This is a genomic window from Flavobacterium sp. ACN2, from assembly GCF_002303885.1.
Lineage (GTDB): Bacteria > Bacteroidota > Bacteroidia > Flavobacteriales > Flavobacteriaceae > Flavobacterium.
Genome location: NZ_MRCM01000005.1, coordinates 268,393 through 284,528 on the forward strand (window position 1 = coordinate 268,393; position 16,136 = coordinate 284,528).

Annotated in this window: 21 protein-coding genes; 10 read left to right on the top strand and 11 right to left on the bottom strand. The window is 31.8% G+C overall.

Annotated elements, in window-relative coordinates:
* Positions 1–5: 5 nt before the first annotated feature.
* The 6 genes from BSF41_RS08300 (at position 6) to BSF41_RS08325 (ending at position 3,628) form a co-directional block, all read left to right on the top strand.
* Complete coding sequence (locus BSF41_RS08300) at positions 6–674, top strand: response regulator transcription factor (protein ID WP_095929027.1); 669 nt, start codon at positions 6–8, stop codon at positions 672–674.
* A 155-nt stretch (positions 675–829) separates the two neighbouring features.
* On the top strand, positions 830–1,063 hold the full coding sequence (locus BSF41_RS08305; RefSeq protein ID WP_095929028.1) for a hypothetical protein: 234 nt from the start codon (positions 830–832) through the stop codon (positions 1,061–1,063).
* Positions 1,060–1,380 carry a membrane protein insertion efficiency factor YidD gene (gene yidD / locus BSF41_RS08310; RefSeq protein WP_095929029.1) on the top strand — a complete coding sequence of 107 codons (321 nt, stop codon included), beginning with the start codon at positions 1,060–1,062 and terminating at the stop codon, positions 1,378–1,380. Before BSF41_RS08305 ends, yidD begins: the two co-directional genes overlap by 4 nt.
* Before the next feature lie 50 nt (positions 1,381–1,430).
* Positions 1,431–1,844: a hypothetical protein gene (locus BSF41_RS08315; protein ID WP_095929030.1), complete on the top strand. Its 414-nt coding sequence runs from the start codon at positions 1,431–1,433 to the stop codon at positions 1,842–1,844.
* 10 nt (positions 1,845–1,854) lie between these two features.
* Positions 1,855–2,064 carry a hypothetical protein gene (locus BSF41_RS08320; RefSeq protein WP_095929031.1) on the top strand — a complete coding sequence of 70 codons (210 nt, stop codon included), beginning with the start codon at positions 1,855–1,857 and terminating at the stop codon, positions 2,062–2,064.
* A 211-nt stretch (positions 2,065–2,275) separates the two neighbouring features.
* Positions 2,276–3,628, top strand: coding sequence for a GH1 family beta-glucosidase (locus BSF41_RS08325; protein ID WP_095929032.1), 1,353 nt, complete (start codon positions 2,276–2,278; stop codon positions 3,626–3,628).
* 127 nt (positions 3,629–3,755) lie between these two features.
* On the opposite strand, the gene BSF41_RS08330 is transcribed toward BSF41_RS08325, so the two are convergent.
* Together BSF41_RS08330 and BSF41_RS08335 are read right to left on the bottom strand one after the other, a co-directional pair.
* Positions 3,756–4,118: a hypothetical protein gene (locus tag BSF41_RS08330; RefSeq protein WP_141248129.1), complete on the bottom strand. Its 363-nt coding sequence runs from the start codon at positions 4,116–4,118 to the stop codon at positions 3,756–3,758.
* Between the two features lie 364 nt (positions 4,119–4,482).
* A complete protein-coding gene (locus BSF41_RS08335) occupies positions 4,483–5,112 on the bottom strand; it encodes a hypothetical protein (RefSeq protein ID WP_095929099.1) in 630 nt (209 codons plus the stop codon).
* A 569-nt stretch (positions 5,113–5,681) separates the two neighbouring features.
* On the opposite strand from BSF41_RS08335, the gene BSF41_RS08340 reads away from it, so the two are divergent.
* The gene (locus BSF41_RS08340; protein ID WP_095929034.1) at positions 5,682–5,870 is read left to right on the top strand and encodes a hypothetical protein; all 189 of its coding nucleotides are present in this window, start codon (positions 5,682–5,684) and stop codon (positions 5,868–5,870) included.
* Between the two features lie 55 nt (positions 5,871–5,925).
* On the top strand, positions 5,926–7,647 hold the full coding sequence (locus tag BSF41_RS08345; protein ID WP_095929035.1) for a tetratricopeptide repeat-containing sensor histidine kinase: 1,722 nt from the start codon (positions 5,926–5,928) through the stop codon (positions 7,645–7,647).
* Positions 7,648–7,719: 72 nt separating this feature from the next.
* On the opposite strand, the gene BSF41_RS08350 is transcribed toward BSF41_RS08345, so the two are convergent.
* Positions 7,720–8,253, bottom strand: coding sequence for a 5'(3')-deoxyribonucleotidase (locus BSF41_RS08350; RefSeq protein WP_095929036.1), 534 nt, complete (start codon positions 8,251–8,253; stop codon positions 7,720–7,722).
* A gap of 100 nt (positions 8,254–8,353) precedes the next feature.
* Here BSF41_RS08350 and BSF41_RS08355 point away from each other — a divergent pair, with 100 nt between their 5' ends.
* Complete coding sequence (locus BSF41_RS08355) at positions 8,354–9,103, top strand: DeoR/GlpR family DNA-binding transcription regulator (RefSeq protein ID WP_095929037.1); 750 nt, start codon at positions 8,354–8,356, stop codon at positions 9,101–9,103.
* Between the two features lie 403 nt (positions 9,104–9,506).
* Positions 9,507–9,776, top strand: coding sequence for a hypothetical protein (locus BSF41_RS08360; protein ID WP_095929038.1), 270 nt, complete (start codon positions 9,507–9,509; stop codon positions 9,774–9,776).
* Between the two features lie 105 nt (positions 9,777–9,881).
* On the opposite strand, the gene BSF41_RS08365 is transcribed toward BSF41_RS08360, so the two are convergent.
* The 8 genes from BSF41_RS08365 to BSF41_RS08395 form a co-directional block, all read right to left on the bottom strand.
* On the bottom strand, positions 9,882–10,445 hold the full coding sequence (locus BSF41_RS08365; RefSeq protein WP_095929039.1) for a DUF2931 family protein: 564 nt from the start codon (positions 10,443–10,445) through the stop codon (positions 9,882–9,884).
* A gap of 630 nt (positions 10,446–11,075) precedes the next feature.
* Positions 11,076–11,762, bottom strand: coding sequence for a hypothetical protein (locus BSF41_RS08370; protein WP_095929040.1), 687 nt, complete (start codon positions 11,760–11,762; stop codon positions 11,076–11,078).
* Positions 11,763–11,895: 133 nt separating this feature from the next.
* Positions 11,896–12,339 (bottom strand): hypothetical protein, encoded by a 444-nt coding sequence (locus BSF41_RS08375; RefSeq protein ID WP_095929041.1) that lies wholly within the window; start codon positions 12,337–12,339, stop codon positions 11,896–11,898.
* 22 nt (positions 12,340–12,361) lie between these two features.
* Positions 12,362–12,955: a hypothetical protein gene (locus BSF41_RS08380; protein WP_095929042.1), complete on the bottom strand. Its 594-nt coding sequence runs from the start codon at positions 12,953–12,955 to the stop codon at positions 12,362–12,364.
* Positions 12,952–13,290 (bottom strand): hypothetical protein, encoded by a 339-nt coding sequence (locus BSF41_RS08385; RefSeq protein ID WP_095929043.1) that lies wholly within the window; start codon positions 13,288–13,290, stop codon positions 12,952–12,954. Before BSF41_RS08385 ends, BSF41_RS08380 begins: the two co-directional genes overlap by 4 nt.
* A gap of 212 nt (positions 13,291–13,502) precedes the next feature.
* Entirely contained in the window at positions 13,503–14,522 is a 1,020-nt protein-coding gene (locus BSF41_RS08390; RefSeq protein WP_253251781.1) for a DUF2931 family protein, read from the bottom strand.
* Positions 14,523–14,580: 58 nt separating this feature from the next.
* Positions 14,581–14,823 carry a hypothetical protein gene (locus BSF41_RS23600; RefSeq protein ID WP_141248130.1) on the bottom strand — a complete coding sequence of 81 codons (243 nt, stop codon included), beginning with the start codon at positions 14,821–14,823 and terminating at the stop codon, positions 14,581–14,583.
* Between the two features lie 96 nt (positions 14,824–14,919).
* Entirely contained in the window at positions 14,920–15,918 is a 999-nt protein-coding gene (locus tag BSF41_RS08395; protein WP_172426868.1) for a DUF2931 family protein, read from the bottom strand.
* Positions 15,919–16,136 lie beyond the last annotated feature (218 nt).

Genomic DNA, 16,136 nt, shown 5'->3' on the forward strand with positions numbered 1-16,136 from the left:
AGCCTATGTTTAAAAAAGTAATTATTGCCGAAGATTTTGAAGAATTCAATTTAGCCGTAAAACAAACTTTGAGCGACCTCAACATTACCAATTTTCAGCATGCAAAATATTGTGATGATGCCTTTCTAAAAATAAGAAAAGCCATTCAGGACAATGAACCGTTTGATTTATTGATTAGTGATCTTTCGTTTAAAAAAGACCATCGTGAAGTAAAAATTGGAAGTGGCGACGAATTAATTCAAAAAGTTCGCGAATTGCAACCCAATATTAAAATTATAGCCTATTCGGTTGAAGATAAAAATGTTCGTATAAAATCACTTTTTGAAGATTCTGACATTAATGCCTTTGTGCTAAAAGGCAGAAACAGTATTGAAGATCTCAGAAAAGCTCTTTCAATCATTTCAACTTCTGATCAAAAATTTATTTCTCCGGAAATAGCTTCTGCATTACAGGAAAAAGGCAATTACGAAATAGACGATGTCGATATTAAAATTTTAAAGTATTTGTCTGCTGGAACATCTCAGGATGACATTATCGAAATTTTTAAAACCAGCGACATTAAACCAAATAGCAAAAGTGCGATGGAAAAAAGGTTATCAAAACTAAAAGATTTTTTCAAGGCAAATAATACCGTTCATTTGGTTTCAATCACAAAAGATATGGGAATTATTTAAATTCCTTTTTACTCCATTTTAAAAGCTCCTTCGAGAGCTTTTTTTATTCTTTCTTCTAAAAATTTATGAATTATGGATTTCCGTAAAATACTGGTTTTGATTGGTTTTACTTTTGGATTATTAATCAATTTAATAATTAATTAAACCCAAAAATTATGGAATATAAAGTAGTCCCATTCGTTGCTTCAATCGATCCTAAAAAAGGAACTTCAAATCATGTTGCTGAACAACTTGAAAACTTAATAAAAAATTTCACAAATCAAGGTTGGGAATATGTGCGTTTAGAGAGCGTATCAACATTCGTTCATCCAGAAAGTGGATGTTTTGGAATTGGAGCCAAACCAGGCTATACGACAAATAGCCAAATGGTTGTTTTTCAGAAAAAATGAAATATTTCATCCTATTAATTATTCGATTGTATTGGATTTTAATTCCTCAATCTAAAAGAAGAAAATGCATTTTTAAAAAATCCTGCTCAAATTATGTTTTTGAAATAACTCAAAAAGAAGGATTTATAAAAGGTTTAAAAGCATTTCAATTTCGATATAAAAACTGCAGAGGAAATTTTTCAATTTTTCAAAATCCAATTGATAACGAAATCCAGATGATTCTTCCTTCTCAACTAGTAATTGGCAAAGAGGAAATTGCTGATAGATTAATTAAATCCCGTATAAGTACTCATTATCAAAAACTTAATTCTAACTAGATTTATCGCTACCAAATACGCTTTTAACTCTAACCAAAACCCCATCGCCTATGCAAAAAAACTACTTCATCTTACTTTTAATATTTGCTTTTTATTCCTGCAAAAAAGCTAGCGCTCCACCTCCATTACCGCAAGTAAATTCATTTTACAAAAGCGCTATTAGCGCTGACGACCGCAAAACTATTACAGCAGAAGAAGCCAAAACATATCATGTAAATCCTGTATATAAATACGAGTACAGAACTGGGCATCCAGGACATTATAAGTACAATTATCATGTAAAGGGAATAAACATGCTAGGTGATTCGGTTTTTGGAAACATTAATACAGAAGGAAAATACGGCGCAGGGATTTTAATAACAGATAGCATTCCAGAATTAGAAATTAATACCGAATGGGTTTCTCACGGAAAACTAAAAGCTATTGACAAAAAAGGAAACGAATATAATCTAGTCGTTAAATAAAAACAAACTAATGAAATATACTTTACTCTTGCTTTTTATTTTTTGCACTTCTTTTCATCCTGTAGAAGACAACGTCTTTATCTGCGGGCCTACTGGGGCTAAAAAATATCATTATAATGAAAATTGTCGTGGCTTAAGTTCTTGTAGTCACGGTACAGTAAAAACTTCTCTAAAACAGGCTAAAGGTTTAGGCTTGACACTTTGCGGATGGGAAGATTAAAGATCTTCCCATTTTAATATTTAATCATTTGATAATAATGCCTTTACAATAATTTCACATTAGTTTTTTTAATTTGATATAAAACTAATCGTCATGAAATTATTCAATCTAAATTTTCTAGTTTCTTTCAAAGAATGGCTTTTCTTAAGAGCTATGCAATCTTCTTTCCTACATTAATAAATAGTTTATAAATAAAGGAAAGTACGATTGAATGAATAAAATTGAAAGCTCATTTCTGAACAAAAACCAATTTGGTAAAGATTTCTTGTGGGGTGTATCAACTGCCGCTTTCCAAATTGAAGGTGCGCATGATTCTGACGGAAAAGGTTCTTCTATCTGGGATGTTTTTACTTCTCAAAAAGGGAAAATTAAAAACGGTCATCATGCCATAACTGCTTGCGATTTCTACAACAATTATCAGGACGATATTGGTCTCATTAAAGAATTAAATATTCCTAATTTTAGATTTTCTATCAGCTGGCCGAGAATTATGCCTACAGGCGTTCACCCAATTAATCAAGCAGGAATCGATTATTACAACAAAATAATAGATTCGCTGCTAGCTTCTGGAATCGAACCTTGGATAACACTTTATCACTGGGATTTACCACACGATCTAGAAGTAAAAGGAGGTTGGACAAACCGAGAGTCTGTTTCTTGGTTTAAAGATTATGTTGAAGTCTGCGTACAGTATTTTGGCGATCGTGTTAAAAATTGGATGGTAATCAATGAACCTTCTGTCTTTACAGGCGCAGGTTATTTTTTAGGCATTCACGCGCCAGGTAAAAAAGGAATTACAAATTACCTAAAAGCCATGCATCATGTTACTTTAGCAACTGCTGCTGGAGCCAAAATAATTCGAGAACGAATTTCGAATGCGAATATCGGAACCACTTTTTCGTGCACGCATATTGAACCTGCTACAGAAAGCTCAAAAGATGTCGAAGCCGCAAAACGTGTCGATACTTTATTAAACCGAACTTTTATAGAGCCCATTTTAGGATTAGGTTATCCGCAGAAAGATCTTCCGGTTCTTAAGAAACTCAATAATTACATTTTAGAAGACGATTTAAAGAATCTCGATTTCGATTTCGATTTCATTGGTTTGCAATGTTATACTCGTGAAGTGGTAAAATCGTCCATGTTGATTCCGTATATCGGTGCAGAATTAGTAAGTGCCGAAAAGCGAAATGTAATTGCTACCGATATGGGTTGGGAAGTTTATCCGCCAGCAATGTATCATATTCTCAAAAAGTTTAATGAATATGACGGAATCAGAAAAATCATTGTAACTGAAAACGGCGCTGCTTTTCCTGACACCGTTCAAAACGGAAAAGTGCACGATATAAAACGAACTCATTTTATTCAGGACAATTTAGAACAGATTTTAAAAGCGAAACAAGACGGCTTAAATGTCGATGGCTATTTTGTCTGGACTCTAACCGATAATTTTGAATGGGCCGAAGGTTACAATGCCCGATTCGGATTAATTCACGTTGATTTTAAAACACAAAAAAGAACGATAAAAAACTCTGGATTGTGGTTTAAGGATTTTTTATCTTGATTTTTTTTAACCGCAAAGCACGCAAAGAATAAACGCAAAGTTCGCAAAGCTATTTAAAGATAGAGCTTTGCGAACTTTGCGTTTATCTATATGCTCTTTGCTTTAAAAAAACTAGACCCAAATAGTATTAAGACTTATATTTATAATTCTGTTTTAAGATTCCAACATGGATTTTCCCATTAGGTTTTAAATTAGTTATAATCCTAATAAATTTCTCCTCGGGATATTTTACATCAAAACTAAAGGTTGTATCTTTTACTTTAACTTGAAGTAAATGTTTTCCTTCACCAGAAACTGACAGTCCAACTGTTTCGTAAGTTGGTAATGCTTCTGTAGCTTTTAAATTAATGTCTTGAACTTTTTCTTTATCTATATACACTTCTAGTTTTATATTGTCCAATTTCATATTGGTTGGCTGTTCAAATGAGACAACATATTTTTTACAGCTGACGGTGCATAAAACGATTAGGAGAAATAGAAGCTTTTTCATAAAATGATGTTTTTGTAACTGATACTGGTAGATTCGAAATCTATTTTAATTTTATAAATATAGATAATTTTATTGCAATTCGGCTGCTCGAAAAAGCGACTTTTTCTGTCTTGTAAATGGAAAATAAGTGGGTTTCAAATTATCGAAAAAAAACACATTTTTTAGGCAAAAAAAGCGCTATTTCATTGATTTTTATTAGGTTTAAAGTTTTTTTTTTCTTATCTTTATAGTGTAAATAACAGTAAATATATGCCGAAAAACGTACTTTTTAACTACCCAAATCACACCTCAAAAAATTATTCTTTTTATCGCTTCACGCATTTTATTTTTCAAAATGCAGTCAAAAATCAGTTAGAATTTATTTCTATTCTTTTTTCTTCACCAAGTTTACACACGCAGACGATACAAGTACGACTGCACCAACTGCAACCATAATTATTTTTTCTGGTTGTATTTTCTGAACTATTTTTTTAGAAAATTCATCTGCTAAATCAAATAAAGAATTTCTCTTTTTAGGAACTTCTTTCGAATCTTCATGTTCATTTTCCACTAAAACTTTTTTCTCTATGCCGCTACTTTCAATTTCAACCGTTACCTCTTTAACGACACTTTTCATTTGTTTCGCTTCTTCAATTCTACATTTTTCATTGAACTTTTTAAAAGGGCGCGGCTGAAAATCGACTATCACTGCGGCAAGATTTATCGCATCAATATTTGATGGATCTGTTTCTCCTTTAAAGAAAGTTTCAATAGGCCTAAACTTGTCTTTCTGATCTTTAAACTTATTCTTTTGAGTATGGTCAAAATCTAAGCACAATAAATTTCTAAAAACATTTAAATCGTCTTGGGTCGGATTATCTTCAAAAATAAGCCAACACAGATCGCGGAGTTTCCCGCGCGAAGGGCTGTACAGAAAATCAAAGTATTCTCCCTCCTTTTCGATTTCATATTTAATTTTAATTGCCTTTTTATACGCTTCTAATGTATTATTCATCTTGCCTTTTTTAGGAAACTTCTTTAGACTCTTTAATTTCATTTTTAACCAAAACTTTCTTCTATGCCTTTATTTTCGACTTCTACTATTAAACCCTATCCAACACTTTCAATTTTTGTTCCAATTCTATATTATTTATATATTTTTTTTTACTGTTCGCAACCAACTTTTGACGGACTTATTGCATCTATAATAATAGAGATTTGTTTAGAATTAAATAACAATTAATTTAAAAAATAGGCCTTCCGATTTTGTTTTATTGGGAATTCTCGGGAATCTCAGGAAAACGCAGGAATTCCGGGAATCCCTTATCAACAGTGATCTAGAAGCGCCTTTACTTTGCATCAGAAATTAGTTCAAGTTTTGTCTGCAGACTAAAACAAAAATATAAAACTAGTTCTAATTAACATTGTGGAAAACCGTAAGACCGAGTTTATTCGGGAAGTATAAATTACGTCTTACAGGTCTACACGATCTACTTCCCCAAAAAACAATTTTGGTATCGCAATTCCAAGATCTGGTTAACTCCGGACAGCCATACCTATGTCTAATTTCTAAATTAAATTAAAATGAAAAAACTAATACTATTTATCGCTTTTGCGCTATTGTTCACGATATTTTCTTGTACTCCAGATGAGTATGAGACTCAACCAAAAAAGAAAGTTGAAAAGAGTGCTAATCTATCTATTGGTGGTGATGGAGAAGATCCAGACGGACCTGGTGATAAAGGAGGTTCAGCGAACCCTCCAAGACCTTAATAAATATATTTTTTGGTATTTAATTAATTACTATTTTCGGGGAAAGTAAATTTGTATGTTACGGTCCCCGTTTTTTTATTTTATTATACTTCTTTTTCTTTTTTCATGCGAAGAAAAAAAGACTGTCAATCTTAAGACAGAAGCTATACGTAAAGAGGCACTTTTTAGACGAAGCAAAGCTATAGAGAACTTTGACAAACAAAACTTTAACACCTCTTTTTACCAATTCAATAAATCAAAGGCACTTTATGAAATCTTAAAAGACAGTGCCAATATTTCTTATGCACTTATTAAAATAGCAGAAATTCATCAAAGAAATGGAGATTATTATGGCAGTAAGGAACTTGCAACAGAAGCGTTATTATTTAGTAAAGAAGAAGGAGGGGACAATACTGGTAGCATGTATAATTTATTGGGCATTGCTGACAAAGAACTTTCTCTTTATGATGACGCCATCTATTACTACAAACTAGCTGCTGAGCAATATAAAGATCCTCTATTTAAACAAGCTCCTATACAGAATATTGCTACTGTTTACATTCATCAAAAAAAATACGGTAAAGCTATCCCTATATTAGACTCTCTTTTACAATCTCTTTCAAGTGAAAGCCTGAAGAAAAGAGCGACACCAGATGATAAATCTACATTGATCGATAATTTAGGCTATGCTTACTTTAAGAATGGTATGGAAGACAAAGGTTTTCATCTAATGACTGAGGGGCTAAATATCCGAATTGATCGTCAAGATACATATGGAAGTATCGAAAGCTATCTCCACCTTGCCGATTACTATTCTAAAAAAAACGTAAAAAAATCGGATGAGAATGCTCTTTTGGCTTATAAAGTAGCAACAGACATAAATAGCATAGATGAAAGATTAGAAGCGCTGCAAATTTTAATTTCAAATGACAACAGTCCTAATACTAACAAGTACATACAGCAGTTTTTCACATTAAATGATAGCATTATTAAGGTTAGAAATAATTTTAAAAATAAATCTGCTAAAATTAAATACGATGCGAAGAAAGAAAAAGACGAAAATGAAAAACTGCGTTTAGAAAAGGCAGAAAATCAATTATCTCTTCAAAAAGCCAAATATCTTCGAATTGTATTCGTAATTGTATTTGTTTTTTTAGTCATTCTAATTGCAATTTTAATCCGCTATTATAAAAACAAAAACAAGGCTATCGAGTTTAAAAGTTCGTACGATACAGAAACCAGAATTTCTAAAAAAATCCATGACGAATTGGCCAATGATGTGTTCCAAGTAATTGCTTTTGCCGAATCTCAGCCATTGGCTGTAGAAAACACCAAAGAGAATCTTCTACAAAAATTAGATGATATTTATGGTCGTGTGAGAGGAATTTCAAAAGAAAACAATAAGATTGAAACGGGCAAAGACTTTACCAAAAGCATAAAAGAAATGCTTTCTGCCTACAATACGGTGGAGAGAAACATTATTGCCACTAATTTAGAAAGTGTAAATTGGGAAGAGGTCGACGAGATAAAGAAAATCACTATTGGAAGAGTTTTACAGGAATTAATGGTTAACATGAAAAAGCATAGCAAAGCAAGTCTGGTCGTGATAAAATTCGACAGTGATCAGAAATCAATTCTGATAAACTATACCGATAACGGAATTGGCTGTGAGAAAACGAAGATTTCTAAAAATGGGCTTCAAAACATGGAACATCGAATTCAGACCGTTAAAGGAACCATCGAATTTGAAACAGAACCCCAAAACGGATTTAAAGCTAAAATAACAATCCCTAAATAAACCAAAGCCTTTCGGAAAATTTCTGAAAGGCTTTTTCTTCAAAAAACAAGTAATTTTTAAAATTACCTTGCGTTAAACTGCTTCTTTCAAAACAGCAACAGCTTCTTTCCAATTATTTACTCTCAAATAATTCTCTTTTTTGGCATTATGAAATGCTGTAAACATAATAGGCTTACCCATGCAAAAATCTAAATTCTTTGGATGATCATCGATTAGATAATCAGTATTGATAATGCTTTTGCTTCCGCATAAGACAATGTTCTGCCAATTGATAAAAGGAAAATGTTCTGCAAGCCATTCTATTTTTTCGTTCAACGAAAGCGGAAATTCGGTCGCCGCAGAAACAATATAAACCTCAAATTCCTCCTGTAATAGTTTTAAGCTTTCTACAGCATCTTCTATTACGGGCAATGTTCTAAAAAAGTCTTTAGAGTTTAAAACACTCATCACTTTCTCACGACCATAAAAAGCTTCCTCTTCTGTTAAACCTTGAATATCTTCTCTTAAAATTGTTATTCCGAAATCTCTTTCGAAGTAAGCGATTAGGTGTGCCTCTACATCAGCAAGCACGCCATCCATGTCGATTGCGATTGATTTCTTTTTCATTTGTAATTTTATTCTGCTGCTAAATTATGCAAAAATTGCAATAAACAGCAAAAAGTTGTAATTTTTTATTTATTTTTGCAATATAAAACCGCAAAACAAAATGAGAAAGGAAGAACGCCAACAGACCATTTTAGAATATTTATCTAAAGAACATCGTGTAACTTCGGTAGAATTAAGCGAATATTTGAGTGTTTCTGAAGATACGATCAGACGTGATTTGAAAGAGCTTTCAGATCAAGGACTTTTAAAAGCAGTTCGCGGTGGGGCGGTCGCTCCTTCTCCGATTCCGCTTCATTATAGAAAAAGAGAAAAACACGATATCGAAAACAAAAAAATTATCGCTCAAAAAGCTATTTCGTATTTAAAAGACGGGCAAGTTGTTTTTATTGACGGCGGAACCACTTCTCTAGCTTTGGTAGCAAGCTTTCCTTACGATTTAAAATTGACGGTTATTACCAATAGTTTTCCCATAGCTTCGTTGGTTGAAGATTTACCTAATATTGATTTAATTTTTGCAGGCGGTAAAATGTGTAAAACTTCTTTTGCCACTTCCAGTATTGAAACTATTGACTTCTTTAGGAATTTTAGAGCAGATATCTTCATTTTAGGAATCTGCAGTATTCATCATGAAAGAGGAATTACAGGAATTTTATACGACGATTCTATGCTGAAAAAAAATATGATTAAGAACTCCAACTTTGTTATTGCTTTAAGCTCTATCGAAAAAGTAGAAACCGCCGAACCTTATTTTGTCTGTCCAATAAAAGATATTGATGTCTTGGTAACCAATGTTTCTCCAGATGAGGAAATTTTAAAGCCGTATAAAAATACTAGTTTGACTATTTTATAAATAATAAAAGCCTTTTAAGAGTGATCTTAAAAGGCTTTTTCTCTACAAATTAATTGGCAATATTATTTCCATCCGCCGCCAAGTCTCTATAGACATAGATTCTAATATCAAAATTAGGACGCAATTCAACCACAAATAATATTTTCTATCTTTGTTTTAAACCTAAATTCAGCATCAAAATCGAAAAAAAACAAAAAGTAAGTTTTTTCTTTCTTTTTAAAATAAAAACATATCTTTGTAAAGTCAAAATACTATACAAGGAGAAATCCGAAACTTAAATTTTAAGTTAACATAACGAGCCCTCATTCACGTTGCTGGAGCTAGTGATAGCCCTAATTCCACTCCTTGTAGTGTTTTGACACAACCGAAGATGAGGGCTTCGTGCGTTTAAATATTTTCGAAAATGTCAAAAGAAAATCAAAAACCAACACATCGTGATGTAATGCCATCCGTAATTAATTTCCTTTCAGACGAATTGTTTGAGGGAGATTACAAAGAACAGCCCATGTATTTGCAGGAAATCTTTGAGCTCCTCATGCATACAGAATTTGGCGACGATATTAATTTAAGGCAAAAAATACTGAGCTGTTTAAGAACTAGCAGAAATCTCGCCGAAGCCTTATCTCCATTTTCAGAAAAGCAGATTTATAAGGCTTGTGCTAGTAATAGGTAAATTATTTCAATAAAAAATGAAAACCCTGCGAATTGAGATTTGCAGGGTTTTGTTTTTACTTAAAATTGAAAACCAATCTTTGCGGGCACGGATTGCAAATCCGCGCTATCGGGTATGCCAAGTTGCTTTTATTTCTTTGGCTTGATATGTTCCAATTTTAAATTTTGTATCCTTGTCGTTTTTATCAAACTTTTGCATCCAAACTGCAAATTTCCCATTGGGCTGAACTTCAGCAATAAAATGAAGAATCTTATCTGAGTCATAATCATTTTTGACACTAGGAAGCATTCCCATTTGTGCCGCTTTTGTTCGGATCATTTCAATTGGCAAAACAAAATCACCACCATAAATTTTTTGTTCTTTGTAAGAAAACCATTTTATCGACAGACTATCAGGAAAGAAAACATTCTTCATATAGTCTTCGCAACCATTAATTTCATTCCAACTATTATCCAGTATCTTATCTTTATTAATATGATAATCATTTCCTTTAAAATCACAGACTGCAACCTGTACAATATTTCCTTTACTACTTATAACACCTCCTGTCCAGTCAAATCTTTCATTTGGTTTATAATTATAACATTGAATAACATTTGCAATTACTGTTATTATCAAAATTAATGTAAGCAATTTATTCGTTCGATTATACATTACTTCTTCCTTCATAAATTTAATTTCTAAAAGCTCTACCCAATTCCTGTATGTACAAAAAAAACAGATAAAAATTGACTGTAATAATTACAAAACAACATAATAGAGTCCCTATTACTCTTCTATACAGTAAATTCTCGCTCTCACGAAGATAAACAAAGATTAATAGTATATCAGTCGTTATAAGAGCTCCAAAGCATACTGCCTCCTCAGAATGGGGTTCTCCATTTAAAAAATAGGTCTGTACAGATATAGCAATTAATATTAGTAAAAAGATTGTTAGGACTAATTTCATTTTTATTGTTTAAATTATTATTTATAACCGATTTGATTGAGCAATTTTATTTTAAAACGTTTTACGCTTCCGATCTTTTGTTGGTTCCATCCCAATAGAACCATTATCTGCAGACCAATTCCGATAGCGCGGATTTGCAATCCGTGCCCGCAACAATAAGACACGACACAAATTATCAAGATAAAAGCTACAAAGAATTATGTAGTTTTTGTCCTTATTTAAAATTGAAAACCAATCTTTGCGGGCACGGATTGCAAATCCGCGCTATCGGGTTATAAAACTGTTAGTTATATTTTTTTCAATCTACAGAATGTTACACTTGCGTAAAGCTCCTCAATGAAAGAACAAATTTAATTATCCTTGCCTTTTTTTTTATTTCCAACAAACTCACTTCTACGATACCATTGATAAACAGTATTTGATTCTGGCATTTTTTCTTTACTATAATTAGTAATCATATCATAACCATAATAGTTATACCGAATTTCTGTTCGATAATTATTTATTAAGTATATTGTAGGATGTTCTACTGTACTAAATTGGTTTTTATCTATTATTGGTTTTATTGAAATTTTTAAATCATTATAATATCTTTTAATATTTTCAGAAGTTGTAAAATCTGCAATATTATTTTCAGATTGCGGACGAATAACTGTTATATTTTTATATAACAAAGTGTCATTTCTAAAAACATACATTAAGGTTCTATTCATTAATTCATTTCTAAGATAATCTTGCCTTTTTTTTGTGCTGACTGTATCTTGATTAATAAAACTTGGTACATTCATTGGACGAAATTTCCCTTTATATATCTCAGGCTTTATGTTTGAATATACTTCATACTTTTTAAAGACTCTGGGAATTTTTCTATATTCATCTTCATCATTATTAACTTCTTCAGTAAACGAGTATTTATAAAAACCATTTTCAAGTAATTCATTGCTAGTTATTTTTTGAGGCAGATAATGATTAATTTCATTTGTATTTAATATGTAACTAATTAATGACATGATTAGTGCTGTAATTGTAATTTTCATATTATTTTTTTTGAGTTTTCTTTATAAATCTATTTATTGATATCAGCATCTCGCTCGTGTGTTTGAGAGTTAATTTAGTTAGATAAAACTTTGTGTTCATGAGCGTGACGCTAGCGCCGAAGGGAAAGTTCTTTTATTTTAAACGTAAATTTTCCATATATGGATTTTCTACGACTTCAAGTACATATTTATTAATCTCTATAATTTTTAATATTCTGACTTTGATTTGCTTACCACTAACTTTTCCTGTTTTTAAAAATCTTTCGAATAAAAAGTAATACAATCCGATTACGATGCCAAACAGAAAAACCAACAAAAAATGCAATAAACTTATTTCGTTTTTTTTCATTTTAATATATTCATCTATTTGTGAAATGGTTATGCTTGGATATTCGGCTAGTTTTGCTACGAGATATTCTGAATTACGATCACTTGCTATATTTTCAATTGTTTCTATATTTCGATTATGAATAGAAATAAATTCTTTTCCCGAATTTATATTATGTACATTGTCTTTAAAACTATTAATAAGTAGAATAGATTTTTTCAGTATGTCAAGTTCTCTTTCTGTAATCATTACTTAAAAATTTTTATTGATTTCACCAATTTATTCTGGCTTTAATTTGAATAGGCTTTTTTTCCTTTTTATTTTGAATAACAAACGTTATCGAATCAGGAATTCGGCGTAATTCTCTTACAAATTCAGGATTATCTTCTCTAAAATTTTTATATGAAACTAGTGATATTGTATCGTTTATGGTTTTTATATCCTCGACAGAAGCTTTTGAGTTATATTTCTCGATTAATTTTTTAGCTTTTGCTTTTGATATTTTCATTTTTCTTTCGATTAAATATATTCCACTTGGATAATTAGGGTATTCATAACTGTCAAGTGAAAAAATTACTTTATCAGTTTTACTTTCATATAGTAAATAGTCATCAATCTCTGAACATAAGCGATTATCTTTTTCGTAATAAATACCAACCCGAAGTATATTCTGAAAATTGTTAAGATATAAGGACAATTCTAATGGTATTGTCAATACAAAATCTTCATTGTTTTTAGGAAATTCAGCCATTGCAATACTTACATTTTTACCAGAAATAACTTCTTTAAAATATGTTTTTTCTTTGCAGTTAGTGAAACAGAATACAAAACTTACTGTGCTAATAAAAAGTATTATCTTTTTCATATTTCTTCATTCATAAATATACAATCAACAATATCATAATAAGTATCAAGCTCTAAATCTTCCACTCCATATGTTATTAATGTATGGGTTAATTTTTCTTTTGTTATAGATCTCCTATCTCTAATTTGTTGTCGTGTTTTTATCTTTCCAATCAGTAGGTCATTCACAATTTCAGTGTTCACAGGATAAGATCTAAAAAAGTTATCTGATGCCCAGCTATTATTGTTTATGAAAGATAATGCTGCATCCAAACCTTTAGTCTTAGTATTTTGCCATTCCAACCACATTTGTTCATTAAAATTATGCTCCGCTTCTTCAAGTAAATCTTGCGCCATCCATTCAAAAATAAAGGCACCAAAATCCGATAGCGCGGATTTGCAATCCGTACCCGCAACAATAAGACATAATATAAATTATCAAAACAGAAGCTACAAAGAATCATGTAGTTTTTGTTTTTTATTTAAAATAGAAAAATAATCTTTGCGGGCACGGATTACAAATCCGCGCTATCGGGTTAATTTCATTTTGTAATTAAGCATTTCAAAAGTTATTTATAGGAATCATTAAAATCCCATTTGCTATTAGGATAAATTCTAATGCTATCGACCTCCAGTTTTTGATTGTTTAATAAAACTTCCAAACTTCTGTTGTCTTTGGCAATTTTTAACTGAATTTCGTTATCTCCTGAAAGCCCTTTAAAACGACTGAAAATTTCATTTTGATTGAAGAAAATCCTTCCTTCAAATTTTTGTCCTATTCCTGTTTCCCAGAAAAACTGAAAAACATTTGGCAGTGCCCTGTCTCTTATTTTATTTTCTAGCAGCCATGGACGCATCATTTGTTCTTTTTCTCCATTGTAATACTCTGTATTTATTGTGAATAATCTGAAATTAGGATTCTCAGAGGTAAATACGGGTTTCCAATTGTATCGTAGACGGAACATATCCCAAATCTTACAATTGGCATCTGGAACAGAAAATTCTTTTGCCAACTCATCAAAGCGGGCAGGTGAAAAACGCCAGATATCTAAATATCTTTTCTTTGCAGATTCCAATTCTTTTGTGTCAGTTATTACTTTAGCCTGATATCTGCCAATTTCTATCACCGTTAAACCATAATTTACCCAAACCACTACCATGCCTTTTGGCGCAAAACCAAAAATAAGGCTGGAAATTCTATCATAGGATTTGTAAGTTTCATCAGCATCGCCCAATAAATCAGGATCACCTTCATATTTATATTCCTCGATTGTTTTATTTTTTGCTTCACAATAAGCATAATTGCGCTTTACCAAATCTTTCATCCGCTCTACAGGAAGATCAATTTTTAACCTGTAAAAGACATTATCATAACCAGCATAATAGGTTAGGTCTACCCCTACGGGTGTACCATGCTGTTCCGTCCACATTTTGCCTGATCGGCCCCATGTACCTGAGGAACCTCCATAAGGCATGCCTGCACGAATGCCTTCGAGGGTAAAAATTTCGTCTTTTACCATGTCAATTCTATACTTATTTGCAGGATGGCACATTTCGGCATGCCACTCGGGTATTTTTTCATTTTTCATTTGACAGCTGTTTATCTGTATGCCTATAAAAAAGCATACTATTATTTTTATATAGGTTTTAGCCATTGTGTATTTCTCTTTTTCTATATCGGCCTTCATAAGCGCCGTCTTTGACAGGTGCCTGATCGAAGCTTTTAAACAATAATTTCAAATAATGATTTCCAAACTGTATTGTATCTTTGATTTTTATCGAATCTAAGGACTTATAATCTTTATATTCTTCTGGCAATCTATTATTTTGTGCATTATTACAGCTTATAAAACCGAAAATAATGGACACAATTAATATATATCTATTCATAATATCTTCAATAAAATTTTTAATTTAAATAAATCATAATTAAGTTCAGGTGCATATTATCTTTACCCATTTATTCCAAATTACTTTTTTATATCTCTACTTTATATTTTTATACATCATTCCGCTCAACATGCTGGGTGACCAGTCAAATACTCTTATGCTTTCAGCTTCAAAGGGCTGGCCATTGAGCATCAATTCTACATTGTTTTCTTTCGAGATTTTGATCTGCAGATCGATTTTACCACCTGATTTTTTAAAAACTTCGTTTACTTTTTCCCAATTAAAATAGAGATAAGCCTGTTTTTTATCTTCGTCTTTTTTTCCTGTCATCCAGACTACATTAATTTCTGACGGAACTGCTCTTTCTTTATAAACAGGATCAATTACCCACGGTCGAAGCATGCATTCTATTTCGCCATTGTAAAACGAAGTTTGAATTTGTATAAGTTCCGTTTTAGGATTTTCTGAAATAATTATCGGGCGCCAATGATGACGGCTACAATAATTGTCCCATTTTTGAGGGCTTGCATCTGTAAGAAAATATTCTTTAGCCGCTTCATCATATCTTTCAGAAGTTAAACCATATTTCTTTAAATATTTTTTCTTTATTTTTTCAATAATTACTGTATCTGATAGTATCTCTGCCTGATATCTGCCTAGCTCGATACGCGTAATGCCAAAATTGAACCATACCACCACCATACCTTTTGGAGCAAAACTGTCGTACGAGTTTCCGCTCGAAGATTCGTGTCCCCTGCCTAGTTTTTTATATTCTTGTGTTTTTCCGTTTTCATCATCTATTCTTGCGTAAGCTCTTTCCATATAATCCTTAATCGTATCAATAGGAAAATCGACATTTAAACGATAAAAAACATCTTCATAACGGGAATAATAAGTTATATCCGCTCCAATAGGAGTGCCGCGTTGTGCTGTCCATGTAGAACCTGAATCACCCCATCTTCCAGAAGAGCTCCCATAAGGCAGACCTGCATAAACTCCTTCTAAAGTTTTTATGGTATCGTAAATAGGAGTGATTCTGTATTTATTATCTGGAGCAGATATCTCTACATAAAATTCCGGTAAGTTTTTTTTCATCTGGCATTGTATTATTCGCATAAAAAGTAGTAAGAATACTACACTGACTGCAATTTTGAGCAATCTATTTTGCAATGCCTTCTTCATTTTTATTTCAAATTTTTATACATCATTCCGCTCAACATGCTGGGTGACCAATCAAATACTCTTATGCTTTCAGCTTCAAAGGGCTGGCCATTGAACATCAATTCTACATTGTTTTCTTTCGAGATTTTAAT